This window comes from Hymenobacter cellulosivorans, from assembly GCF_022919135.1.
Taxonomy (GTDB): Bacteria; Bacteroidota; Bacteroidia; order Cytophagales; family Hymenobacteraceae; genus Hymenobacter; species Hymenobacter cellulosivorans.
On the sequence record NZ_CP095049.1, the window covers coordinates 1,825,703 to 1,850,695 of the forward strand.

At 60.5% G+C, this 24,993-nt stretch carries 24 protein-coding genes; 22 read left to right on the plus strand and 2 right to left on the minus strand.

Annotated elements, in window-relative coordinates; genetic code table 11:
- Positions 1 to 147 precede the first annotated feature (147 nt).
- The 22 genes from MUN80_RS07865 (at position 148) to MUN80_RS07970 (ending at position 22,670) form a co-directional block, all read left to right on the plus strand.
- Positions 148 to 939 (plus strand): Rossmann-like and DUF2520 domain-containing protein, encoded by a 792-nt coding sequence (locus MUN80_RS07865; RefSeq protein ID WP_244721958.1) that lies wholly within the window; start codon positions 148 to 150, stop codon positions 937 to 939.
- A gap of 100 nt (positions 940 to 1,039) precedes the next feature.
- Positions 1,040 to 1,369 (plus strand): 2Fe-2S iron-sulfur cluster-binding protein, encoded by a 330-nt coding sequence (locus MUN80_RS07870; protein WP_244677258.1) that lies wholly within the window; start codon positions 1,040 to 1,042, stop codon positions 1,367 to 1,369.
- A gap of 107 nt (positions 1,370 to 1,476) precedes the next feature.
- Complete coding sequence (gene iscX / locus MUN80_RS07875; protein ID WP_244721961.1) at positions 1,477 to 1,716, plus strand: Fe-S cluster assembly protein IscX; 240 nt, start codon at positions 1,477 to 1,479, stop codon at positions 1,714 to 1,716.
- A gap of 50 nt (positions 1,717 to 1,766) precedes the next feature.
- The gene (locus tag MUN80_RS07880; protein ID WP_244721964.1) at positions 1,767 to 2,273 is read left to right on the plus strand and encodes a KdsC family phosphatase; all 507 of its coding nucleotides are present in this window, start codon (positions 1,767 to 1,769) and stop codon (positions 2,271 to 2,273) included.
- 129 nt (positions 2,274 to 2,402) lie between these two features.
- The gene (locus MUN80_RS07885; RefSeq protein ID WP_044511773.1) at positions 2,403 to 2,597 is read left to right on the plus strand and encodes a cold-shock protein; all 195 of its coding nucleotides are present in this window, start codon (positions 2,403 to 2,405) and stop codon (positions 2,595 to 2,597) included.
- Between the two features lie 143 nt (positions 2,598 to 2,740).
- A complete protein-coding gene (locus MUN80_RS07890; protein WP_244721967.1) occupies positions 2,741 to 3,649 on the plus strand; it encodes a geranylgeranylglycerol-phosphate geranylgeranyltransferase in 909 nt (302 codons plus the stop codon).
- Between the two features lie 95 nt (positions 3,650 to 3,744).
- The gene (locus MUN80_RS07895; protein ID WP_244721970.1) at positions 3,745 to 4,947 is read left to right on the plus strand and encodes a BamA/TamA family outer membrane protein; all 1,203 of its coding nucleotides are present in this window, start codon (positions 3,745 to 3,747) and stop codon (positions 4,945 to 4,947) included.
- A gap of 179 nt (positions 4,948 to 5,126) precedes the next feature.
- Positions 5,127 to 6,296 carry a BamA/TamA family outer membrane protein gene (locus tag MUN80_RS07900; RefSeq protein WP_244721972.1) on the plus strand — a complete coding sequence of 390 codons (1,170 nt, stop codon included), beginning with the start codon at positions 5,127 to 5,129 and terminating at the stop codon, positions 6,294 to 6,296.
- Positions 6,297 to 6,360: 64 nt separating this feature from the next.
- Positions 6,361 to 6,759, plus strand: coding sequence for a DoxX family protein (locus tag MUN80_RS07905; RefSeq protein WP_244721975.1), 399 nt, complete (start codon positions 6,361 to 6,363; stop codon positions 6,757 to 6,759).
- A gap of 133 nt (positions 6,760 to 6,892) precedes the next feature.
- Positions 6,893 to 7,993 (plus strand): sensor histidine kinase, encoded by a 1,101-nt coding sequence (locus MUN80_RS07910; RefSeq protein ID WP_244721977.1) that lies wholly within the window; start codon positions 6,893 to 6,895, stop codon positions 7,991 to 7,993.
- Complete coding sequence (locus MUN80_RS07915; RefSeq protein WP_244721979.1) at positions 7,990 to 8,733, plus strand: LytR/AlgR family response regulator transcription factor; 744 nt, start codon at positions 7,990 to 7,992, stop codon at positions 8,731 to 8,733. The genes MUN80_RS07910 and MUN80_RS07915 overlap by 4 nt, the downstream gene beginning before the upstream one ends.
- Positions 8,734 to 9,042: 309 nt before the next feature.
- A complete protein-coding gene (locus MUN80_RS07920; RefSeq protein WP_244721980.1) occupies positions 9,043 to 10,047 on the plus strand; it encodes a Kelch repeat-containing protein in 1,005 nt (334 codons plus the stop codon).
- Positions 10,040 to 11,368 carry a DUF4270 family protein gene (locus MUN80_RS07925; RefSeq protein ID WP_244721982.1) on the plus strand — a complete coding sequence of 443 codons (1,329 nt, stop codon included), beginning with the start codon at positions 10,040 to 10,042 and terminating at the stop codon, positions 11,366 to 11,368. The genes MUN80_RS07920 and MUN80_RS07925 overlap by 8 nt, the downstream gene beginning before the upstream one ends.
- Before the next feature lie 524 nt (positions 11,369 to 11,892).
- Complete coding sequence (locus MUN80_RS07930) at positions 11,893 to 12,351, plus strand: hypothetical protein (RefSeq protein WP_244721984.1); 459 nt, start codon at positions 11,893 to 11,895, stop codon at positions 12,349 to 12,351.
- 70 nt (positions 12,352 to 12,421) lie between these two features.
- The gene (locus tag MUN80_RS07935) at positions 12,422 to 12,907 is read left to right on the plus strand and encodes a DUF4890 domain-containing protein (protein WP_244721985.1); all 486 of its coding nucleotides are present in this window, start codon (positions 12,422 to 12,424) and stop codon (positions 12,905 to 12,907) included.
- Between the two features lie 236 nt (positions 12,908 to 13,143).
- Entirely contained in the window at positions 13,144 to 14,676 is a 1,533-nt protein-coding gene (purH, locus tag MUN80_RS07940; protein WP_244721987.1) for a bifunctional phosphoribosylaminoimidazolecarboxamide formyltransferase/IMP cyclohydrolase, read from the plus strand.
- Positions 14,677 to 15,094: 418 nt separating this feature from the next.
- Positions 15,095 to 16,120 carry a rod shape-determining protein gene (locus tag MUN80_RS07945; protein ID WP_100339144.1) on the plus strand — a complete coding sequence of 342 codons (1,026 nt, stop codon included), beginning with the start codon at positions 15,095 to 15,097 and terminating at the stop codon, positions 16,118 to 16,120.
- A 96-nt stretch (positions 16,121 to 16,216) separates the two neighbouring features.
- Positions 16,217 to 17,143 carry a rod shape-determining protein MreC gene (mreC, locus tag MUN80_RS07950; RefSeq protein WP_244721988.1) on the plus strand — a complete coding sequence of 309 codons (927 nt, stop codon included), beginning with the start codon at positions 16,217 to 16,219 and terminating at the stop codon, positions 17,141 to 17,143.
- Positions 17,140 to 17,673: a hypothetical protein gene (locus MUN80_RS07955; protein WP_244721991.1), complete on the plus strand. Its 534-nt coding sequence runs from the start codon at positions 17,140 to 17,142 to the stop codon at positions 17,671 to 17,673. Before mreC ends, MUN80_RS07955 begins: the two co-directional genes overlap by 4 nt.
- A 264-nt stretch (positions 17,674 to 17,937) precedes the next feature.
- On the plus strand, positions 17,938 to 19,770 hold the full coding sequence (gene mrdA, locus MUN80_RS07960; protein WP_244721996.1) for a penicillin-binding protein 2: 1,833 nt from the start codon (positions 17,938 to 17,940) through the stop codon (positions 19,768 to 19,770).
- 2 nt (positions 19,771 to 19,772) lie between these two features.
- Entirely contained in the window at positions 19,773 to 21,071 is a 1,299-nt protein-coding gene (gene rodA, locus MUN80_RS07965; protein WP_244721998.1) for a rod shape-determining protein RodA, read from the plus strand.
- 24 nt (positions 21,072 to 21,095) lie between these two features.
- Positions 21,096 to 22,670, plus strand: coding sequence for a hypothetical protein (locus tag MUN80_RS07970; protein WP_244722001.1), 1,575 nt, complete (start codon positions 21,096 to 21,098; stop codon positions 22,668 to 22,670).
- Here the strand turns inward: MUN80_RS07970 and MUN80_RS07975 are convergent.
- Together MUN80_RS07975 and MUN80_RS07980 are read right to left on the minus strand one after the other, a co-directional pair.
- Entirely contained in the window at positions 22,667 to 23,767 is a 1,101-nt protein-coding gene (locus MUN80_RS07975; RefSeq protein WP_244722003.1) for a hypothetical protein, read from the minus strand. The two genes, MUN80_RS07970 and MUN80_RS07975, sit on opposite strands and share 4 nt — an antisense overlap.
- The gene (locus MUN80_RS07980) at positions 23,760 to 24,965 is read right to left on the minus strand and encodes a DUF8457 domain-containing protein (protein WP_244722006.1); all 1,206 of its coding nucleotides are present in this window, start codon (positions 24,963 to 24,965) and stop codon (positions 23,760 to 23,762) included. Before MUN80_RS07980 ends, MUN80_RS07975 begins: the two co-directional genes overlap by 8 nt.
- Between the last annotated feature and the right edge of the window lie 28 nt (positions 24,966 to 24,993).

A 24,993-nucleotide genomic window follows, 5' to 3' on the forward strand; every position in this document is an offset into this window, starting at 1 on the left:
TTAGAAAAAAGTCTGTGTTGTTGAAATGCCCAATATTGGGTTGCTTCGAATACAAGGTGCTAAAAATCCTTGAAAAAACAGAAGCCGAAAAAAACAAACATTTCTGCGGCGTACCTTCCGGCTTCCTTCTGATTCATTTTGCTTTCCATGTATCACCCTTCTAGTGGGCGGCGAATCTTGTTGCTGGGGGCCGGCCGCGTTGCCCAGCACCTAGGGCCGGCCTTGTGGCGGGCCGGCCACACGGTAACCCACGTCTGGAGCCGGACCCTAGCCTCGGCCCAGGCAGTAGCAGCCCAAGTGCCCGGCGCATTGCCCATCTCCAGCCTCGACCTGCAAAGCCTGCCCGCCGCTGACCTCTATATTCTTTGCGTGCCCGATGGGGCCGTGCCCGCCGTGCTGGCCGAAGCTGCCTTTCCGGCCGGCGCCCTGGTCGTGCACACGGCTGGAGCCCTGCCGCTGGCGGTATTTGCGCCTTACCCGGCGCTGCGGGGCGGCGTCCTGTACCCGTTGCAGACGTTCAGCCCCGGCCGGCTTATTGAGTGGTTGAGCGTGCCCATCTGCGTGGAAGCGGGCACGGCTGCCGACCAGGACCTGGTGGCGGAAGTGGCCCGGAGCCTTAGTCAGGTGGTGGAAATAGTAGCTACGCCCCAGCGGCAGGCAATACACGTGGCGGCCGTTTTTGCCTGCAATTTCACCAACCACCTGCTCGGTATCGGCCACGCGCTGGTGCAGGAGGCTGGCCTGCCTTTCACGCTGCTGGAGCCTTTGATTCGGGAAACCGTGCAAAAGGCCCTGGCTCAGCCGCCCTTTACGGTGCAGACCGGCCCGGCAGTGCGCCAGGATACGGCCACCCTCGACCGGCACCGCGAGTTGCTGCTCGGCCATCCGCAGTGGCGGCAGATTTATAACGAGCTAACAGCCAGTATTCAAGCTACGTAAAGAAGGTGCCGGCAAAACAAGCCGCCGGGTCCGCCGCTTTAATTACGGGCCGGGGTGCGTACCTTTGCCCCAAATTCTGCTCTGCTCAAGTTTCTACTCCGTGAAAGTCGTCAATATTACCTTCCAGTTTCAAGACGGCCAGCCCGACCAGACGCACGTAGCAGCGGAAGGTGAATCGGTGCTGGACGTGGCTTTGAACAATGGAATTCAGCTGCAACACAACTGCGGCGGCGTCTGTGGCTGCTCTACCTGCCACGTGTACGTGCTCAAGGGCGAGAATGACCTGCCCGAAATCAGCGACAAAGAAGAAGATTTCATTGACCGCGCCGTCAACCCACGCATCAACTCCCGCCTGGGCTGCCAGTGCGTGATGCAGGGCAACGAAGACGTAGTTATCCTCATTCCGCGCCAGGAATTCCTGGGACACTAGTTTTTAATGTGTTTGAATGGGAGAAATGTGTTTAATATGCTGCAACAGAGCGTATAAAACCATTTCCGCATTTAACCACATTTCCACATTTTTCCATATTCGACCCAATGGCCCATTTTGAGCTGCCTATCCACTGGAACGACCACGAGGACATTGCCATGGCCTTGTACGAGAAGTTCGGGGACTCTTTTGACGAAGCAAAGATTTACCGTATTCGCTTCACCGACCTGCTGGAGTGGGTGCTGACCCTGCCCAACTTCGTGGGAACCCGCGAGCAGGCCAACGAAGGCCACCTCGAGCAGATTCAGGCCAAATGGGTGTACGAGTGGCGCGATAACCAAAACTAGCGCTTCACTGGTGGCCCGGCCGCCAATTCGATTTTCTTGATCAGTTACCTATGAGTGCAAACGGTACTAGCCCGGATTTATCTGCTATCAAAGCCTTTATATTCGACGTGGACGGGGTGCTGACCGATGGTACGCTGCTGGCCCTGAATTCGGGGGAGCAGGCACGCGCCTTCCACATCCGCGACGGGTATGCTATTCGCCATGCCCTGGCCCGCGGCTACCGCGTCATTATCATCTCGGGCCGGGAGGAAGAAGGGGTGCGCCGTCGCCTTGAATCTCTGGACGTGCACGACATCTTTCTGGGCGTGGCCGACAAGATGAAAATCTTCAATACCTATATCAACACCTATCGTCTCGACCCGGCTCACATTGCCTACATGGGCGACGATATGCCCGATATCGAAGTGATGCGCCGTTGTGCCATAGCCGCCTGCCCCGCCGATGCCGCCGCCGACGTGCAGCGCATCAGCAACTATACGTCGGCCTTGCCTGGCGGCCACGGTGCTGTGCGCGAGCTGGTAGAGGCCGTGATGAAGGAGCAAAAGACCTGGTATTAATGCAGCTCAGGTCCAAGTTGTTGGCAAATAAGTGGGGAAGCTGAACGGGGCAAAGCGTAATTGCGGTTTTCCAAATTCCCTTTATATTTACCCAAACATCCATTCATCCATTTTCTTTTTTTTAGTTTCATGAAAACAGGAACCGTAAAATTCTATAATGAGTCGAAGGGCTACGGCTTCATTACAGAAGATGGCACGAAGGAAGACTTCTTCGTCCATGTAACCGGCCTTAACGGGGGCCAGATCCAACAGAATGACCGCGTGGAGTTTGACACGCAGGAAGGCCGCAAGGGTGTTAATGCGGTTAACGTAAAGAAGCTGTAGGCTTTCGGCCTTAATAGGTTTTTTGCTTTCTAGAAAGCCTCTCCCTTTGGAGAGGCTTTCTTTTTGCCTGCCAGCAAGCCCAACCGTAGAGCCTTATCTGCTGCTTTTGAGCCATCTTTACGGTTCCTACTTCTGGTGTATCTATGGCCCGTTCAACTCCCCGGCCGGTGGCAGCAGCGGGCAACGGGGGCGGCTGGCCACCCTTGCTGCGCCTGATCCGCTTTCCGAACCTGCTCATCATGGCCCTGTGCCTGGCCCTGGTGCAAACCTGCCTGCTGCGCCCCGCCGACCCGCTGGCAGCCCTGCTTTCGGTGCGCTTTATTTTGCTGGCCGTAGCCGCCCTCAGCGTAGCCGCCGCCGGCTACATCATCAATGATTACTACGACGTCAAGATTGACGTCATCAACCGGCCCGACCGGCTGGTGGTGGGGCGTGTGGTGAACCGGCGGCACGCCATGTTGGCTCATTTGCTGCTCTCGGGCCTGGGCGTGGGCCTGGCCGGGCTGTTGTCGCCGGTGCTGGGCGCCGTCAATATGGGCTCGGCCCTGCTGCTGTGGGGGTATTCGGCCCGGTTTAAGCGGCTGGCTTTGGTCGGCAACCTCAGCATCGCTTTACTTACGGCCGCCTTGGTGCTCTTGCCCGAGCTGCAGCTGCGCACCGGTCAAACCACGGTGTGGGTCTATGCCCTGGCCGCTTTCCTGCTGACCGTAGTGCGCGAAATTGTGAAGGACGTGGAAGATATGCGCGGCGATGCCGAGCATGACTGCCGCACGCTACCCATTGTGTGGGGCGTGGCCCGCACTAAGTGGGCTGTGGGCTTTTTTCTGCTGAATCTGGTCATTCTGGTGGTGGGCGGTGTGCTGCACAGCCTGCGCGAGCAGCACTGGCTGCTGGGTGGCTGGCTGCTGCTCACCGTACTGATACCGGCCTTCGGGCTGGGTCGCTACCTGGCCCGCGCCGACCGCCGCCGCGACTTCGCCCAGCTCAGCGCTTGGTGCAAGTGGATTATGCTGGCCGGTGTGCTGTCGATGGTACTTGTGCGGCTCTACTAAAACCGTAGGGGAGAAGGTTGCGTTAGGGTAGCTAGAGCAGCTGAACGGTAAGTGTTCAGCTTAGTTGCTATCCTTTTCTGCTTCAATTCCTTAGTATGCGCTTTCTATACCCGCTGCTGGCCCTGCAAGTGCTGGCCGCCGCTGCCCACGCCCAAACTGCTCCCGTCATTCCGGACATTGCCCTGCCGGAAGCTCCTGCCCCCATTGGTGCCGCGGTAGCGCCGGCCGTCAAGAACCCGGCCGACAAGCCCAACTTTATACCGGTGCCGGTGCTGTTTTACCAGCAGGAAACCGGTTTCGGCTACGGTGGGGCCATTTTGCCAGTGTGGCGCTTCGGCGAGGACAGCACCGTGCGCAAATCCAACGCCCGCCTGATTGCCTGGTATACCCAGAAAAAGCAGAGCACAATTCAGCTCACGCATACCGTTTTCACGCCCAACGAGAAGTTTTACTTCGCTGGTGAGCTGAGCCAGTATGACCTGTCGTTTTTCTACTATGGCCTAGGCAACAACACCAAATCCAGCGACGAATCGACTATTGGCTACAAGCTGTTCGTGTTTGATGAGAAGTTTATGCGGCGCATTACGGCTCACAACCTCTACGGCGGCTTGCGCTACCGCCTGACCAACACCAGCAAGGTGCGTGTCATTGAGGATATTAATGAAAACCGGCCGAGTCTGTTCCGCAACCTGCCCCAAAAAGAGCAGGAGGGGGGCATCGTATCGGGCCTGGGCCCCTCGCTGCTCTACGAAGGCCGCGACAATGTGCTGGCTACCTACCGCGGCATTTACATTGATGCCCACGCGCTGTTCACGGGCAAAGGCCTGGGCAGCGACTACACATTTCAGCGCTACCAGCTCGACTTGCGCTACTTCCGGCCGCTGTTGGGTTCCAACAACACGATTCTGGCGCTGCAATACCTGGGGCAATTTCATTCCGGCAGCGTCCCGTTCCGGGAGCTGGGCGGCCTGGGCGCTAACCTGGGCGGTTCGCAGTATAATAACGCCGGCCTGATGCGCGGCCTCTACGAAGCCCGCTTCCGGGGCCGGCAGATGATGACGGCTCAGGCCGAAGTGCGGCAGCATTTGTTCTGGCGCATCGACGGGGCGGCTTTCCTCGGCGCTGGTCAAGTGGGCGACAAAGTAGGCGAGTATAGCTTCGGCGACACCAAGCTGGCCGGCGGCGCGGGGCTGCGTTTCCGTTTCAACCGCCGCGACCGGCTCAACATCCGCCTCGATTACGCCGGCGGCACCGATACGGCCCCGAGCATTTATTTTGCCGTTGGCGAAGCTTTCTAAATAGCTTTCCGCCGGCTTTGGCTACTGGCAGCCCCGCTGAGGTTCTCGGCGGGGCTGCCGTGTTTTTGGCCCGGCCAAAACGGAGCATTTCGCAACTGCTGAGAAGTTGAAAGCAAGGTGTTTAGAATAGGATAATTTGTTGCTTATTTGGCAATCAGCCCCACCGCCTATTCTACTGCATGCGCCTTTTTTACTCCTGTTTATTGGGTAGTCTGCTGGCTACCCGTGCCTATTCGCAGACGCCTGCACCAGCTTCGGCGGCTATGCCCGAGCCAGCTGCGCCAGTAGCGGCCGTGACCAAACCGGCCAAGCCCAGCTTTCTACCCTTCCCGATTGTGTTTTCCCAGCCCGAAACTGGCGTTGGCTACGGGCTGGCCATGCTGCCAGTGTGGCGCTTTGGTCAGGATACCACTGCGCGCAAGTCTAACGCCCGCCTGGTAGTGTGGCGCACCCAAAACAACCAAAGTCTGGTGCAGCTGACCCACAACGTCTTCACACCGGGCGAAAAATTCCTGGTTAACGGCGAGCTGAGCTACTTTTACAAGTACCCCATCAACTACTACGGCTTTGGGCCCAACACCAGCCGCGACGACGAATCCACGATTGAGTATAAGCTCATCATCGTCAACCAGCGGGTGCTGCGGCAGGTGCGGCGCAACGTATTTGCCGGGCTGCAATACCGCCTAACCAACCTGCGCGACGTACAGGTGCGCAAGAACATTGACGAAGGCACGCCCCAGCAACGGCCCAGCCTGCTGCTACAGCGGCCCGGGGAAGAGTTGCAGGCCAGTACTGTAGCCTCCGGCGTAGGCCCGGCTTTCCTCTACGACGGCCGCGACAATATTCTGAGCGCCTACTCGGGTAACTACCTGGAACTCTCGGCCCTGTTCAACGGCCGCGCCCTGGGCAGCGACTTTCGTTTCACCCGCTACTTGCTCGATGCCCGTCACTACCAGCCGCTGGGGCGGAATAGTAAAACCATCCTGGCAACGCAGCTGGTGGGGCAGTTTCACAGCGGGCACGTCCCGTTTCGGGAGCTGGCCAACCTGGGCGGCGACAAAATTCTGCGGGGCTACTACGAAGGCCGCTACCGTGACCGGCAACTGGTGGCCTTGCAGGCCGAGCTACGTCGGCCTCTGTTCTGGCGCTTCAACGGAGCCATTTTCGGCAGCCTGGGCCAAGTCGGCAACACGGTGGGCGACCTGGGCCGCAACGAGCTGAAGGCCATTGGGGGGGCGGGTCTGCGCTTCAAGTACAACCGCCGCGACCGGCTCAACATCCGCTTCGACTATGGCCTGGCCCGCGACGGCTCGACGGGCTTTTACTTCAGCATCGGCGAGGCCTTCTAGGGGTTCGGGCTAACTAGCAGGGGAGGAGGCGCGTAGGAAAGACTTCACCTTTTCTCTGCGCTGTATGAACTCCTCCTACGCTTCCTATGCCTACGCCCTGCTCCGCATCGTGGTCGGCTTGCTTTTCGCCATGCACGGCAGTCAGAAGCTGTTGGGCTTTCCCGGCGACGGTTCGGGTATGCCCCTCGCGTCCTTGATGGGCGTGGCCGGTATTATCGAACTAGTGGGCGGACTGCTCATCATGCTGGGCTTGTTTACCCGCCCGGCGGCTTTTCTGGCCAGCGGCACTATGGCGGTGGCCTACTTCATGGCTCACTTTCCCAAGCATCCGCTGCCCATCATCAACGAGGGCGAGCTGGCCGTGGTGTACTGTTTTGTTTTCCTGTTTATAGCCGCCTACGGGTCCGGCATCTGGAGCCTCGACAGCCTGCGCACCAACCGTCCGGTAGCCGGAGCGGTGTAGTCGTGCACCCTGGCTGCTGGCTGGTCGATGAAAGCGGCGCGCCAGTCGAGGCAATGCGCGGGGCAGTCCATTGCGCGCACCTAAGGCCCGGCGTGGTAGTAAGTTTGGGCTTTTCAACCTTGGGCTGACCTGCATGGCTGCGTTTCCAATCCGGCGTTATCTGACGCCCTTAATCCACGTGTTGATGTGGGGCCTGTTTGGCCTGAGCCTAGTGCTGCTCAACCCACTGCTGGGTCGTTTTGAGCTGCCCTGGCAGTTTTGGGCCAAGCAAGCCTTGGTATTCGGTTTGTGGATTGTCGCGTTTTACCTGACAGCCTACGTGAGCGTGCCCCGCCTGCTGTTTCGCGGGCACGCGGGCTGGTTTGTGCTGGTAATCCTGCTTACGGCGGCTGTCGTGATGGCCTTGTCCCAGCTGGCCGAGTCGGCTCTAAACCTGCAGACGCTCATGGACCAGCATCTACGGCCGCCGGGTGGCTTTCGGGGCGGCGGAGGGGGCAATGGTGGCCCGTTTCGGCTCCGACCCCGCCGCTTCGATATGGTGGGGTTGCTTACGACGCTGCTCGTGCTGGGCATCAGTACCAGCGTGGCGGCGGTGCAGAAGTGGCAAACCGACACCGAGCGGCGGCAGGAACTGGAACAGCAGAAAGTGCATTCCGAGCTCAGCTTTCTGAAGGCCCAGATCAATCCGCACTTTTTCTTCAATACGCTCAACAACATCTACGCCCTAACGGTGGTCGACGCGGCGGCGGCCCGGCAGGCCATTCACACCCTCTCGCGCATGATGCGCTACGTGCTCTACGAAACGCCCGCCGACACGACTTCCTTGGTCAAGGAACTGGCCTTTGTGCAAGACTACGTGGCCCTGATGAAGCTGCGCCTGACCGAGCGGGTGCAGGTGGAGCTGGAGTGGCCCGAGCCCGTGCGCGACGTGCCTATTGCGCCCATGCTGCTTTTGCCCTACGTCGAAAATGCCTTTAAGCACGGGGTGAGTGCCACTCAGCCCAGCCGGATTCGAGTGGCCGTGCGCCAGGCCTCGGCCAACGTGCTGGAGCTGGAAGTGTGCAATACGCTCTTTGCCGCCAGCGCCACCAGCCTCGACGAGGGCAGCGGCATCGGGCTGGCCAACACGCAGCGCCGCCTCGATTTGCTCTATCCCGGCCGCTACGTGCTGCGGGTGGAAGCAACCACGCCGGAAGGCGAATTCTGCGTTTTCCTAACCTTGCACACCGTATGACTATCCTCAAATGCATTGCCGTCGATGATGAGCCCCTGGCTCTGGGCATGGTGGCTGCCTTCATCGAGCAAACGCCCTTTTTGCAGCTGGTAGGCAAGTATTCGAGCGGGGTAGAAGCCCTGCGTAGCCTGCACGAGCACCCCGACCTGGATTTGCTCTTTCTCGATATTCAGATGCCCGAGCTGACGGGCCTGGAGCTGGCCCGGGTGCTAGACCGCGGCACGCCCGGCACCGGTCCGCGCATTATTTTCACGACGGCCTTCAACCAGTATGCCCTTGACGGCTACCGCGTTGATGCTCTCGACTATTTGGTCAAGCCCTTCAGCTACGAGGAGTTTCTGCGGGCTGCTACCAAGGCCAAGGCCTACGCCGAGCATCACCAGGCACCGGCTCCTGCTGCGCCGCCAGCCGCCGCCGAGGACGATTTTATCTTTCTGAAAGTGGAATATGAGCTGATTCGGGTGGCTCTGGACGATATTCTCTACGTGGAAGGACTCAAGGATTACGTGAAAGTACATTTGCGCAGTGCGCCCCGGCCGTTACTTTCCCTAATGAGCCTCAAGGCCATGGAGGAGAAGCTGCCGGCTCGCCGGTTTTTGCGCATTCACCGCTCGTTTATCGTGGCCCTCGACAAGATTGAGGCCGTGCGCCGCAACACCGTCCAGATTGGCCCCGCTACGCTGGCCGTCAGTGACCAGTATAAGGAGGCCTTTATGCAGTTTATGAGCCGCTGGACCTGATTCTTGAATAGGATTTTCGTCCGGTTGCAAGCCCGGCTGCCCGTGTGGTGGCCGGGCTTTTTTATGCCTAAAGCAGCGGGCAAAACAGGTTGTAAAACCTTCGACAAGCGCGAAGCTCAGCCGACGAAATCGGGCGGTTGGTCTAGGAACTTAGGGCGGTGGCCGAGTGCGGTGGCAGCCCGGTTTGGTCAGCGCCTAGGTTTGCCCCGGTGAGTGAATAAAAGCGAAAAGAAGGTCGGGCGCTGCAACGCTCCGGCCTTCTGGAGGCTCCTCCTGCTACATATCAACCAACTGTCTGCTGCTTACTTTATGAAAAAACTACTCTCGCTGGCCCTGCTCTTGGCCCTGGCGCTGGGCCTGGGTTCCTGCTCCAAAGACGACGACGCTACTGCAGACGTGCTGGGTACTTGGACCAGCCGCTCCCAGTTTGAGGGCCTGGCCCGCAACTCGGCCGTCAGCTTCACCATCGGCGACAAAGCCTACGTGGGTTTGGGTACCGACGGCATCGACAAGTTCACCGACTTTTGGGAATACAACCGCACGACCAACACCTGGCGGCAGCGGGCCGACTTCCCCGGCGTGGGCCGCTACCTGGCCGTGGGCTTTGCTGCCGATGGCAAAGGCTACGTGGGCACCGGCTACGACGGGGTGAACCGGCTCAGGGACTTTTGGCAGTACGACCCCAGCACCGACCAGTGGACCCGCAAGGCCGATTTCGGCGGCTCGGCCCGCTACAACGCCGCGGCCATGACTATCAATGGCAAAGGCTACGTGGGCACGGGCTACGACGGCAACGCCAAGAAAGACTTCTGGCAGTACGACCCCGCTACCGACACCTGGACCCAGAAACCCAGCTTCGGCGGCAATAAGCGTATGGGGGCCACGGCCTTCAGCATCGGCAATACCGGCTACCTGCTGCTGGGCGCCGACAACGGCATCTTCCAGACCGATATCTGGTCGTATGACCCCGGCACTGAGCTCTGGACCCAGCACAAGGACCTTGTGTACCACGACGACAGCAACGACGACCTGGACTACGACTACAGCGCCCTGCCTCGCCAGAATGCCGCTAGCTTCGTGATTGGCGAGAAAGGCTATGTGGCCCTGGGCGCCAATGCCGGCAATAAAACCGACTGCTGGGAATACAATCCCAGTGCTGATACCTGGACGGTTAAAACCGCCTTTGCCGGCGCTGGCCGCACCTATCCGGTGGGTTTTGCCCTCGGCGACCGGGGCTACGTAAGCCTGGGCAACTCGGGCAGTACCCGCCTCGACGACACCTGGGAACTGGCCCCCGATGCCAAAAATGAGTAAGCTGCGTTTTTACGGCCTCGTTTGGCAGTTGCTGCCCCGGGCCCTGCCTATGCTGCTGGCCCTGCTGGGTGCCTGCACCGACCCCGACGACCTGGGCGAGGAGCTACCCAGCCCCAACCCGGTAGCCCTGGACGCAGCCTACACGGATACCATCACGGTGCGGGCCAGCACGGTGCTCACCGACTCGGTAGCTTCGGCCACCACCAGCTACCTGCTGCTGGGCCGCTACCACGACCCGCTCCTGGGTACCATTACGGGCCGGAGTTATTTGCAGACGGGCATTACGGCGGCCTTCACGCCCGACCCGGCCCTGCGCTACGACTCGCTGGTGCTGGTGCTCACCGCCGATACCTACCGCTACGGCGATACCACCCGTACCCAGCAGCTGGAAGTACACCGGCTGGAGCAGGCCTTTCAGGTCAACAAAACGTACTTCGCCAACGACGCTCTGCCGTACGCGGCCCCGGTGCTGGGCCGCCGCTCCTTCCGGGCCCGCGCGGGCCTGGGTAAGTTGCGGGTGCGCCTCGATAATAGCCTGGGGCAGGAGTTGTGGCAGGCCGGGCAGAACAGCCAGCTGACCACGCTGGGGGAGCTGCAAAGCCGCCTGCCGGGCTTGGTACTCACGCCCGGCTCCACCGACGACGCGGCCCTGGTACGCTGGAGCGCCGCTACCGAGGCCTGCGCCCTGCTCCTGTATTATCACGACCCGGTCGCGCCCACCGAGGCCCTGAGCTACCCCATCAACCTGGCCGGCGACTTCACCCACTTCTTCCAGCTTCAGGCCGACCGCACCGGTACCAAGCTGGCCGCCCTGACGGGTATCCGGCAGAGTATCGGTAGCGCCGCTACGGAGGAGGAAGTCTTTATTCAGGCCGGGTTAGGGCTCAAAACCAAGCTGGAGTTTCCTTACCTAACCCAACTCAAAGAGCTGGGCGGCACCATCGTCATTAACTCGGCCCAGCTGACGATAGAAACGGTGAGCAATGCCGAAAACCGGTTCTGGCCGCCGCCCGCCACCCTCTATGCCCGCCTCACCGACCGCGCCAACCGCAACGGGGCCTACTTTCTGACCAGCGACGGGGCGTTGGTAGCTTTGGCCTATCAGCGGGGCGTGTCGGAGCGCACCGGCCTCGACCAAGGCCGTTACACCCTGGGGATGAGCGCCTACGTGCAGAACGTGCTGCGCGGCACGCTGCTCAATCAGGGTATCCTGCTAGGGCCCGAAAGCGTGGCGGCCCCTGAGCGCACGGTACTGGGCAGCGCCCAAAATGCCACTCACCCGCTGCGCCTACGCGTGTATTACACCCGCGTCGCGCGCTAATTGATTTCGTTCGCCCTGCCGCCTGCTGCCATTGGCGGCAGAAGGCCCGGGAAGGCATTTGCGCCGGTGCAGATGCCTTCCCGGGCCTTTTGCATATACCCTGCACCGGTGCAGCCAGCGTCGGGCCAGGGCTGAAGGCTATTGCCCGCAGGACAAACAAATACCCGGCGGTAAGCAAAGTATGTATAGCCGTGGCTTCAATAGCCAAGGAGAGCAAACAAGGGAATTATGCAGCCTTAGCAAAAGACAGGCGGCTACCGGCGGGCTTCCTGGGCGGGAAAAGCGGCGGGTAAGAGGCAAAAGCAGCATTGGTAAGCTGGTTTCGGTCGGCTGAATCGGGGCGGCGGCCGATGGAAGCGGGGCTTCTGCCGACGAAAGCGCGGCGGCCGGGCAAGGGGCCTGGAGGTGGCACTCAGCTTGCAAAGAGGGAATCAAGCGCTTGAAACAAACTTTTCACCGGCTTGCCCTCCACCTGACTAGGCGCGGCAGTCTTCCCTTTCCACTGCTACTTTTCTTCCCGCAACATGAAAACTTCCCTGCTTTCCCTGGCCGCCGCTTTTGCCCTGCTGGCTTCAGCCAACTCCTTTGCCGCTGCGCCTGCTCCCGCCGCTGACTGGAAAAATGACCGCCGCGAAGACGACCGCCGCAACGACCGCAACGACCGAGACTTCAACTACGGCTACGACCGCAACCACCGCGTGACGCCTGCGGAGCGGGCCCGCTGGGAAGCTGACCACCGTAACGATGCCAACCGCTCAAACAAACTGAGTTCGGCCGAGCGGGCCCGCCTGGAGCGGGAGCGCCTCGATACGCAGCGTCGACTCGAAGCCCAGCGCCGCCTGGAAGAAGAGCGCCGCCGCAACGACCGCAACGACCGGGATTTTAACTACGGCTACGACCGCAGTCACCGCGTGACGGCCGCCGAGCGGGCTCGCTGGGAAGCGCAGCACCGCAACGACAACCGCTACGATGGTCGCCGCTAAGTGCCGCCATTAAACTCTCCTCTGGCTCTGCCATCAAAGACACGACAATCCTTATTAAATCCCTTCTTCGATGAAACTTCCCCTGCTTCCCCTGCTGGCCGCTTTTGCCCTCACCATTGGCACTGCCGCCGCCCAAACTACAACCACTGCTCCGGCCACCAGAGGCCGCGGCGACATGCACCAGCAGGCCTCGCCTGAAGAGCGCGCCACGCGGCAGAGCGAGCAGCTCACCAAGCAACTGGGCCTCAGTACCGACCAAACCAGCCGCATCAAGCAGATCCTGCTGACCCGTGAGCAGGAGCGCCAGGCCCTGCGCGGTCAGGGCCGCCCGGCAGGCGCCACCCGTGAGCAGATGGGCGCTCAGCTGAAGGCCAACCGCGACAAGTACGAGGCTCAGTTCAAAGAAGTGCTGACCGCCGACCAGTACGCTAAGTTCACCCAAATGCAGCAGGACCGCATGCAGCGCGGCGGCCGTGGTCGGGGGCAGGACGGTGCTCAGGTCGATAAAGTAAAAGCTAAAAAAGGTAAAGTAAAGGTGAAAGCCACCGAAAGCTAAGCCGCTTTTTCCGCCGCTCAACAAGCCCTGACCCGCTCGTGGTCGGGGCTTTTTTTGTGCGCTGCTCACCACTGGATAAGCCGAGGCAGGTCGGGAACAACTCACGCGTAGTGCGTACGGCGGAGCTGCTACGGATGTGTGGGCATAACAATTCGGTAACACGGCTGGTTGGCTCGGCGAAGGCAGCGGGGTTACCTTCGCGCCGTCAATCGTTCAGACCAAAAACCTTTCTTGCTATGTCGCAGCCCATTCGCTCCGCCCTCGTTTCCGTCTATTACAAAGACCGTCTGGAGCCGCTGGTGGCGCTTTTGAAAGAGCACGGCGTGAAGCTGTACTCCACGGGCGGCACCCTGAAATTCATCCAGGAGCTGGGCGCCGAGGTAACGGCCGTGGAAAGCCTGACCGGCTTCCCGGAAGTATTTGGCGGCCGAGTCAAAACCCTGCACCCCAAAGTATTCGGCGGCATTCTGCACCGCCGCCACGAGGCCAGTGACCTGGAGCAGGCCGAGCAGCACGACATTCCGCCCATCGACCTGGTGATTGTGGATCTGTACCCCTTCGAGGAAACCGTGGCCTCGGGTGCCGACGAAGCCGACGTCATCGAGAAAATCGACATCGGCGGCATTTCCCTGCTGCGGGCCGCGGCCAAAAACTACCGCGACGTGCTGGTCGTCAGCAGCCGCAACCAGTACGAGGCCGTAACCGAGCTGCTGCGCGAAAAGAACGGAGCCACCGATTTGGAGGACCGCCGCCACTACGCAGCCGCCGCTTTCGAGGCCACTTCCCACTACGACACCCACATTTTCAACTACCTCAGCCAGGGTACCGCCATCGACGGTACGGCGCTGAAAGTAAGCCAGAAGCCCGCTACCAGCCTGCGCTACGGCGAAAACCCCCACCAGGCCGGCACCTTCTACGGCGACTTGTCGGCCCTGTTCGACCAGCTCCACGGCAAGCAGCTCAGCTACAACAACCTCGTCGATGTGGACGCGGCAGTGCTGCTCATGCAGGAATTCCAGGACGGGCAGCCCGCCTGCGCTATCCTCAAGCACACCAACGCCTGCGGGGTAGCTCAGGCCGAAACCTTGCACGCGGCTTACCTCAATGCCCTGGCCTGTGACCCAGTATCCGCTTTCGGCGGCGTGATTATCGTCAATAAGCCCGTGGATGCGGCTACGGCTGAGGAGCTCAACAAGCTGTTCTTCGAAGTGCTGATTGCCCCCGAGTTTGAGGCCGAAGCCCTGCCGATTCTGCAAAGCAAGAAAAACCGCATCCTACTTCGCCAGAAGCCGGTGGAATTTCCCAAGAAGCAGGTAAAAACCCTGCTCAACGGCGTCATTGAGCAGGACTTCGACCGGCAGACCGAAACCGCCGCCGACTTCAAAGTGGTAACGCAGTCGGCGCCCACGGCTGAGGAAACGGAAGCCCTGGTCTTCGCGGCCAAGGTTTGCAAGCACACCAAGAGTAATACCATCGTGCTGGCCCGGGCCGGGCAGCTGCTGGCCTCTGGTGTGGGCCAGACCTCGCGCGTGGATGCCCTGCGCCAGGCTATTGAGAAAGCTAAGTCCTTCGGCTTCGACTTACAGGGCGCCGTTATGGCCTCCGACGCCTTTTTCCCCTTCCCCGACTGCGTCGAAATTGCCGGAGCCGCCGGTATCCGGGCCGTGGTGCAGCCCGGCGGTTCCATCAAGGATGCCGACAGCATTGCCGCCTGCGACCAGCTCGGCATGGCTATGGTCATGACTGGCGTGCGCCACTTCAAGCACTAGGTTGGTACTGTGCTGATTGGTCCTCGTGTCGTTGCGAGCAGCGCGAAGCAATGACACGAGGACCATCAGCACAGTACGACTGACCTTTTACCAGAAAGCCCTGACGTTAGCGTAACGTCAGGGCTTTTTACTTTAAAGAAGTCCGCACAGAGGACGGATAGCCGCACTTCGCTCGCCATGACACCAGGTTTTCCAACGAAAAACAAGCTCGGCGGGCAATGCTTGAGCGGAATCTGCGTTTGCTGCGTTTCAGCGGTGGCACTGCTTCGCGGCAGGTCGTAGCTCGGCCTTTGCCTTGGTGCCGCTGTTGCCGGCCATGCCATGATTATACCGGTGGTGCTTCGCTGAAACTTGTGTACTTTTGCGCCCACTTTGCACGGAGCTAAACTGTGCATTCTCTTCTAATTGCCGCTACTCAATGGGTTTCTTCAACTTCCTTACCAGCGACATCGCCATTGACCTGGGGACGGCCAATACGCTCATTATTCACAACGATATTATCGTCGTGGATGAGCCGAGCATCATCGCCAAAGACCGTACAACGAATAAAGTAATTGCCGTGGGCCGGCAAGCGCAGCAAATGCACGAAAAGACCCACGACAACATCAAAACCATCCGGCCCCTGAAAGACGGCGTAATTGCTGACTTCCACGCCGCCGAGGAAATGATAAAGGGCATGATTAAGATGATCGACACGCGTCGTCGTCTGTTTCAGCCCTCGCACCGCATGGTTATCTGCATTCCCTCAGGCATCACCGAAGTAGAAAAACGCGCCGTGCGTGACTCCGCCGAACACGCCGGAGCCAAGGAAGTGTGGATGATTCAGGAGCCCATGGCCGCCGCCATCGGCATCGGCATCGACGTGGAGCAACCCATCGGCTCGATGATTATCGACATCGGGGGCGGTACCACCGAAATTGCGGTTATTGCCCTGTCAGGTATCGTTTGCGACCAGTCCATCAAGACGGCCGGGGACGTGTTCAACCAGGATATTCTGGACTACATGCGCCGGCAGCACAACCTGCTGATTGGGGAACGGAGCGCCGAGCGGATCAAAATAGAAGTGGGTGCGGCCCTGACCGAGCTCGACGTGACGCCGCCCGACTTCGAGGTGCGCGGCCGGGATTTGATGACCGGTATTCCGAAGGTTATCAAGGTAACCTCGTCTGAAATTGCCATTGCCCTGGACAAGTCGGTAGCCAAAATCGAGGAGGCCGTACTGAAAGCCCTGGAGATTTCGCCGCCCGAATTGTCGGCTGATATCTACGAAAACGGCATTCACCTGACCGGGGGCGGTGCCCTGCTGCGCGGCCTCGACAAGCGCCTGGCCGTGAAAACCAAGCTGCCGATTCATATTGCCGAAGACCCGTTGCGCGCCGTAGTGCGCGGCACTGGCAAGGCCATCAAGGATATCCAGGCGTTTAAAGGCGTACTGCTGACCTAATTACAAAGCGGAATGCGGAAGGAGGAATGAAGAAGGGACCTGGTCCGACCTCTTCATTCCTCCTTCTTGCATTCTTATTTCCCGACTGACTTACGCATGAACAATCTGCTCAACTTCCTTTTCCGCTACCGGGGCATCCTGGTGTTCGGACTATTGGAGGTATTGAGTTTGTATCTGTATGTGCGTAACAGCTCGTACCAGAAAGCGGCGTTTTTCAACTCGGCCAACGCCTATACCGGCGAAGTGCTGGCGGTCCGGACCCGGGTGTACGACTATTTTCGGCTGTTTGAGGTAAACCGAAACCTGGTAGCCGAAAACGCCCTGCTGCGCCAGCAACTCTACCGCTCCGACGTGGCCGGCCGGGAAGCCGATACCCTACCCGTGGCCCAGGACAGCGTGAGCCAGGCCCGCCTGCGCAAGCTGGCTCGCCCGGACTCTCTGTTGCTGGGATTACGCCAGATTCCGGCCCGTGACCCGGATTATCCACTGATTCCGGCCCGAGTTATCAACAATTCGCTTCGAAAAGTGGATAACTACCTTACATTGAACGTCGGCTCCGTGGATGGCGTGAAGCCAGGCATGGGTGTGCTGGCCGCCGCTGGCGTGGTGGGCCGGGTGAAAGTAGCTAGTGAGCATTACGCCACGGTGACTTCCGTGCTGCACTCCAAAACTTCGATTTCGGCCAAGCTGCAGCGCGACGGCACCTTCGGCAGCATCAAGTGGCTTGGCGACGACCCTACCACCGCCTTGCTCGACTACATCCCGCGGCAGAACAAGCTGGTGCGCGGCGACACCGTCGTGACGTCGGGCTACAACGCCATTTTTCCCGAAGGCGTGATGATTGGCCGGGTCGAATCCTTTGTCCGGGAGCCGGATAAGAACTTCTGGACGGTGCGGGTGCGCCTGTCGGTCGATTTCACCAAGCTCACCTACGTGTACGTGGTCAGCGCCCGGCCTAAGGCTGAGCGCGACACAGTGGAAGTTCGTACGGGCATTAAGCTGGAAGAGGAGGAAAAGCCGTGAGGGGAGTAGGCGACATCATCATTCAGCTGCTGCGCTTCGTGCTCTACGTGGGCCTGTACGTGTTCCTGATCAGCGGCACCGACTTTGTGCTGTTCGATTTGGGCTGGTGCATTCTCTACATCGGGTTTCTGTTGTTTCTGCCCATCAGCACGCCCATCGTGGTGCAACTCATGCTGGGCTTCATCACCGGCTTTGTGGTCGACCTGTTTTTTGACACCGGTGGGCTGCACGCCGCTGCGGCCGTTGTGCTGGCTTACTTCCGGCCCTGGGTGCTGCGCCTGCTCACCCCGCGCGACGGATACGACTCGGCCGACTCGGCCAGTATTCACCAGATGGGCTGGCAGTGGTTTGTGGTGTACCTGAGCCTGCTGGTGCTGATTCACCACACTACCTTTTTCCTGCTGGAGCTGGGCAGCTTCCATTTCTTCGGCCTCACGCTGGCCAAAATTCTGATCAGCACGCTCTACACCAGCCTTACGCTGCTCATTAGCCAGCTGGTGTTCTTCCCCACCCGCCGCCGCAGTAGGTAGGGCAGCTGGTGAGGTGGGTAGGTGCGTTTGTGCCCGAAAATCTACCGGGGAATGATTGGCTCCGGCAAGCAATTGTTGAGCAGAGAAAAACGTTTTGAACTTCGGCTGTTGTTAGGCGAAGTCGGTGAGAGGTGGGCGGCTGATGAAGTTGCCTGGTAGGTGCGGGATATAACTTACCGCTTCACAATTTCACCACTTCACCGTTCGTATCTTTGTGAATCCGGCTGGTGAGTCGGAACATGTTTACCCTCAGTTTCTTTCGCTTTGCAATACCTAGAAGGCCGCAAGTACGTCGTTCAGGCCTTATTCCTGGTCGTGGCGCTGGTATTTGGGGCCCGACTCTTCTACATCCAGGTCCTCGACGGCAGCTACAAGCTGGCCGCCGACCGCAACACGCTGCAGCGCATCGTGCAGGTGCCTTACCGCGGCCTGATCTACGACCGTAACGGGCAGCTGCTCGTGCAGAACATTCCGGTGTACGACCTGATGGTGGTGCCCCGGGAGGTAAAAAAGCTCGATACGGTTCGCTTCAGCCAGTTGCTGCAGCTGCCGCTGGAGGAAATCCGGGAGGGGCTGAAAACGGCCCGCGCCTACTCCCGGGTAAAGGCCTCGCCGCTGGTCCAGAACCTGAGCACGCCCGAGCTGGCCGCCATTCAGGACAACCTCATCGACTTTCCCGGCTTCAGCATCAAGGCCCGGATGGCCCGCTCCTACAAAACCGAAAACATGGCTCATGCCCTGGGCTACGTGGGCGCCATTACCCCGGCCTTTCTGGAAAAGCCCAAGTACGCCAAGTACCTGCCCGGCGACAACCTGGGCATTACCGGTCTGGAGTCGTTCTACGAATCGGTGCTGATGGGGCGGCGCGGCGTGCAGTACCGCATGGTCAACGTGCGCGGCATTGAGAAGGGCGCTTTCCGGGGCGGCGAGTTTGATACGCTTTCCGTAGCCGGCCAGGACCTGCACACCAGCATTGACATCGAACTGCAGAAGTACGGGGAGATGCTGATGCAGGGCAAGCGGGGCTCCATCGTGGCCCTCGACCCCAAAACCGGCGAAATCCTGGCCATGGTATCGGCCCCGATGTATGAGCCCTCCATTCTGACCGGCAAGGGCATGGGCAACCGCTACATGGAACTGCTCAATAACCCTGAGCGGCCCTTGTTCAACCGCCCGCTGATGGCGACGTACCCGCCCGGTTCGGTGTTTAAGATGGTAAACGAGCTGGTGGCTTTGCAAATGGGGGTGGTGACGCCCGAAACGCCATTTGATTGCAACTGGAAGCTGGTGCGCTGCACCCACCGCCACGAGCCGCCCCGCAACGTGACCATTGCCATCAAGAACAGCTGCAACCCGTATTTCTACCAGGTGATGCGGGCCAGCGTGCTGCGCGGCCGCTCCACCAACCGTTTCGAAGACGCCCGCCTGGGCCTGGCCGAGTGGCGGCGGCAGGTCATGTCGTTTGGGCTGGGAGCCAAGCTGGGCGTGGACATGGCCAGTGAGAAAAAGGGGCTGATTCCCTCGCCCGAGTTCTACGACAAGGCCTATGGCTACCACCGCTGGGGCTACAAGACGGTGTACTCGCTCAGCATTGGGCAGGGCGAAATCGGTATTACTGGCTTGCAAATGGCGAATATCATGGCCACCATTGCCAACCGCGGCTACTATTACACGCCCCATTTCGTGCGCGGCATCGGGCAGGGCGGGCCGCTGCCTGAGTACACCCAGCGCCACATGACCAGCGTCGACCCGAAGTACTTTGAGTCGGTGATTCCGGGGATGCAGGCCGTGGTCGACGGGCGCGGCGGTACCGGCAACTTCGCCAGCTTGGCCCAGTTCGGTATTTCGGTGGCGGGCAAAACCGGCACCGTGCAAAACCGCCACGGCGACGACCACGCCACCTTCGCTGCCTTTGCCCCGGCCGAAGACCCCAAGATTGCCATTGCCGTGTTCATTGAAAACGCCGGCTTCGGGGGCACCTCGGCCGCGCCCCTGGCTTCGCTCATGATTGAGAAGTATCTGCGAGGCAAAGTGGTGCGCAAGAACTGGGAGTACTGGCTGCAAGGCAGCGCCGAAAAATTCGTAAAACGCCGCTAAGTATGGCCTTACCCGCACGCTATAGTCGCAGTCTCGACTGGGTTACCGTCGGCATCTACACCCTGATGGTGGGCCTGGGCTGGCTCACGGTGTATGCGGCCAGCTACTCGCCCGATGTTCCCACCAACGGCAGCCTATTTGGCAACCTGAGCTTCCAGCAGCTCATGGCCTTCGACTGGTTCAAGCAAATCCTGTGGATTGGTACCGCCGTGGTGCTCATCGTGGTGCTCGTCGTTATCGACTACAAGGCCTACGATACGTTTGCCTTCGTGCTTTACGGCATCATGATAGCGCTGCTCATCATCACGCCGTTTATTGCCCGGCCCATTGGCGGGTCGCGCTCCTGGCTCGAGTTGGGGCCCATGCGGCTGCAGCCGGCCGAGTTTGCCAAGTTTATAACCGCGCTGGCCGTGTCGCGCTACATGGCCAGCATCAATCTGCGCCAGCAGAATTTCCGTGACCAGGCCGTGCTGGCCGGGCTCACGCTGCTGCCGCCGGTGCTCATTCTGGCCGCCAATGAAACCGGGCAGGCCCTGGTGTTTGCCGCCTTTTTGCTGGCCTACTTCCGCGAGGGGATGTCGCCGCTGATTCTGGTGATTCTGGCTGCTGGTGCCATCATTCTGATTCTGGCGCTGCTGGTGCCCAAGCTGTGGCTAGTCGGGGCATTTACCGTCATTCTGGCTCTGGTTTTTGCTGCCAACCCCAAAGTGCTGCGTCACCATCTGCCGTTGTCCTTGTCGGTGTGGGCGGTAGTTATTGGCATGGTCTTCGGCGTGGATTTCTTCTTCAACAACGTGCTGCAGGACCACCAGCGTAAGCGCATCGAGGTGCTCATCAACCCCTCGGCCGACCCGCTGGGCGTAGGCTGGAACGTGACCCAGTCCAAGATTGCTATTGGCTCGGGCGGGCTGGTGGGCAAAGGGTTTTTGCAGGGCACCCAAACCAAGTTCGACTTCGTGCCAGCCCAAAGCACCGACTTCATTTTCTGCACCATCGGTGAGGAAGGGGGCTGGCTGGGTACCACGGTGGTTATCGTGCTGTTTATGGCGCTTCTGGGCCGGGTGCTGTACGTGGCCGAGCGGCAGAAATCGGTGTTTGGGCGCACCTACGGCTACTGTGTGGCCAGCATCCTGTTCTTCCACTTTGCTGTCAATATCGGTATGACTATCGGGCTGGCGCCGGTGGTGGGCATTCCGCTGCCGTTCTTCAGCTACGGTGGCTCCTCGCTGTGGTCGTTCACCGTGCTGCTATTCATCCTGCTGGCCATTGATGCCTACCGCAAGCAGGACTTGGTGCGGTAATCCGGGAATTCAAAACGTCGAATTATGCAGTATGAATTGGCGCCGTCGACCTGGAGAAAATTCATAACGCAACATTCCGATTTCATCGTTATTGGCCTGCTGACGCTGGTGTACCTGCTGCTGCCGACCCGGAATTCTACCCTGGACGCTTGGTACTACGCGGCCTGCGTGCGGCACGGCCACGAACTATTTCTGGCCCACCACCTGCTGTATAATCCGGCCGGCTGGCTGTGGGTGAAGGCGCTGCAAATATTAGGGTTGCAGCCTGATACGCTGGCGGCACTCAAGGCTCTGAATGCCCTGGCAGCGGCAGGCAGTCTGCTGGTGCTGCGGCAACTACTGCGGGTGGTAGCGCCGGTCAAGCCGGTGGGTGCCTGGCTGTTGCTGGTCGGGGGCAGCTTTGGCGTGCTGCGCTTTGCCACCGAAAATGAAACCTACATTCAGCCCCTGCTGCTCTCGTTGTTGGGTAGCCTGGCCTGGGTACGCTACCAGCTGTGCGGGCAACGGCCGACGAACCTGTTTTGGGCCGGCTTCTGGGCCGCCGTAGCCTGCCTGTTTCACCAGATTCATTTTTTCTGGTGGCTGAGTTTGCTGCTGGGTACGGTGTGGTACGCCCACCACAAAGTGCGCAGTGGGGTACTTTACAGCCTGCCAGCCCTGCTGGTACCGGCGGCGTACCTGGCCGCGCTGCCCACCTGGCACCAGCCCCTGACGCTGCCGGCCCTCTGGCGCTTCGTGTTCCATGATTACTACGCGGGCACGGCCGGCGGCAGCATTTCGGGCCACGGCCTGCTGCTCTCGGTCATTAATCTGGTGCGCACCTTTATGCAGCTGCACGGCTCCACGCTGGCCTTGCTGCGGCAGTATCCGGCACTGTGGCTGGTGGGAGCAGGGTTTCTGGCCTTGTTGGCCTACGCGGCTGGGCTGCTATGGCGCAGTTTCCGGCAGCGGAGTCCGGCTGGGTATTCGGCGGAGCCAGCTGAGCTGATAAACCGGGTTATTCGCACGCACGGGCTGATTCTGGGTGTGCAGTTCTTGTTTGCCGTATCGGCCGAAGGCAATGCCGAGTTTATGGTCATGCTCCCGGCGCTGCTGGCAATAGTGCTTGGTCTGTTGCCGGGCTTGGCCTGGGTGCCGCAGCGGGCAGTGCTGGTAACCGGACTGGCGTTACTGCTTTGGAACCTGGCCTTTGGCTTAGCGCCAGCTCATCAGCTGCGCTTTGCCAACAACGACACCCTGCTCCGCCGGATTCGGCAGGAGCCCCAAAGCCGGTTTTTGCTGGATAATCACAACTTGGTGCTCAACCAGCTTCACTACCAGACGGGGCAGGCCGTGGCCCCGCCCAACGTGCTGCCGACGCCCACGCTGTTGGTGCAGCGTCCGGGCCAGTCGCCGCAGCGGCTGCGGCAGTGGCTGCGGGAGCAGCGTCGGGCCGGCCACCGGCTCTACACCACCGGTTTGCACGGCCCCCAGCTCCTGGACCGGGCCCAACTGGTGTACGGCAACCAAAACGCAAAATTGCTGCGCGGCTTCCAAACCCAGCGGGTAGATTCCTTTGCCACGTCGTTCGGGCCATATTACCTAACTGAAATCCGCTAGGCAACTGGCTTGGGTGGTTCCGTTTCGGCCGCCGTGCCGCCCAGCCACTGCAAAGCCGGATGATGGGTAAGCAGCAGGGCGAAAACCACGGCAAATACCGGGGAAGCCAGGTAACCCATGCGGCCCAGGTCACCCGATAGGAGCATGTGTACCAAGATGACGCCCAACAGGGCTAGGCCGCCAAGGCCTAGCGGCCGGAGCCACAGCTGGCTGGAAAAGCGCCAGCCGGCCAGCAGCACCAGCCAGAAGAAGCCGAAGATGCTGAATATTTCCCCGGCTCCTTTCACCGACAGCAGCCGGCGCAGCGAATAGGTAATGTTGTGCAGATGGTCCAGGGCGTTGTTGAGGCTTTCCTGGGGCGGGGCCCCTACCTGGGTGTCAATCCAGTGCCGCACCGCGTAGGCCAAGGCTCCCGACAAGGCCAGCCAGCCTAGCTGCCGGGGCCAGGACAGCGCCGGGCGGGCAAACCAGAGCAGCCACGGCGCCAGAAAAATGAAGGACTCCTTGGCGTGCGGCCCGAGCAGAATACAGGCCACCAGCGCCGCTGCTGAGCCGCTGCGGGCGGCGTAAAAAGCCAGGGCAAACACCAGCAGATACAGACTATCTACCAGCGGCAGGCCAGCCGTGTACACGGCCCAGCGGCTAGTCAGGACCGCCACCAGCGCCAGCAGAGCAGCCGGCGGTGAGGCACCGTAGAGCACACAGCTGCGGAAAATAAGCAGACCCGCTCCGGCCAGCACCAGGGTATTGACCAGGTAAAAGGCCAGCCGCAGGGGCCAGTCGGTGGCGGCCCGCTGGGGCCAGATCCGGGCGTAGACCTGCTCCACGGGCCAGGCTACGGCCCCCGCTACGGCCGGCACCGGCACCCGGTAGCGCCGCGTGATGCTGACGCCCCGAAACTCGCCCCGGGCCATGCTCAAGTAGCTGCGCGTGTCGAGGGAGTGGGAAAAGTCGTAGTGCACGTACATCGTGTAGGCGCTGCCGGCCAGCAGGCCCACGGCCAGCACGTACACCAGCAGCAGCTGCCGCCAGTGCAGCCCCCTCGACGCCAGCCCCGGTACTTTCTGGAAAAGCACGCCGCCTCTGGGGTTAGGCAAACTTGCGGTCCAGCAGCTTGAGCAGCTTATTGATGTGCTCTTCCTTGCGGACCCAGCCGTATTTGTGGGCCAAATCCTCCGTCACGTAGCGCTTGGCCACTTCGGCATTTGGTAGCGTGTCGAGGTGCTGAATGGCGGTGTGGTATTCCATGTTTTCCCCGTTAAACAGCTCGTTGATGAAGCTGAAGCGCTGGTTGATGGAAATAGCCTCCCGCAACGATTCCACCTTGGGGGCCGACTTCTCGGCCAGCGTTGTGCTGGGCCGTTCCGCCCGCAGCGTCTCGCTGAGCGGTGCCGTGGCCGGGCGCTCGGCCCTGAGCTTTTCGTACAAGGGCACCCCGGCCGGCACGGCCGTTTCGGCCAGTGAGCGGCGAATAGGTTCGGGCTCGGCAGCAGGCGTTGTAACCGGGGCAGGGGCCGGCGCAGGAGCTACAAAAGTTGGGGGCGGGGTGGATTCCGGAACGCTGGCAGCCACAGGAGCCGGCGCTTCCAGGGTTGCCGGCGGAGCCGGGGCTACTACCATCGGAGCGGGAGCCGGTTCGGATACCGGAGCCGCTGCAGAAGCTGCTGTTTCCTGCAAGTCGGCTACCGACAGTGGCAGCAGCTGGCTGAACTCTTCCACCACTTTTTCCAGGGGCGCGTGGTCCTTGTAGTTGGCTTCCTGGTAGAGCCGGAAACGGCCCAACACCGAGTCCCGCTCCAATGCAGTGCCCGGTGTCAGCGTATCAATAAACCCCTGAAAGAAGGCTTTATCGATATCCAAATAGCGTAGCGAGTCGCGCAGCTGCTCGGCCGTGGCCGTGGGCTGCTGGCCCCAGAGCTTCTGCTCAAAAGCCTGCTGCGGGTCAGTGGCCACGCCGAGCGTGTCGCTGATGGCCCGGGCCAGCAGGGGTTCGAAAGCAGCCCGGCCTAGCTTGATGCGGCGCGACAGGGTGTTCATAAACTGGGTCAGAGCCTGGCGCACGTCGGGTGCTTCGAAGTCGAAGTAAGGACTGCGCAGGCGGGCCATTTCCCCGGTCCACTGGGCCAGCAACTGTTGCACCACAAACAGGTTTACCTGCCGAATGGGCGTAAACCGCAGCACGGCCGGTCCGTCGAGGGTGGCGGTGGGGGCGGGGCCGAAGTGCTGGTCACAGAGCTGAGCGGCCAGCCGCTGACCGTATTGTTCGCGTTTTGCGGAGCTATATTTGTCGTTCATCGAAAGCCTGGTTCAACGGGCAATTTAC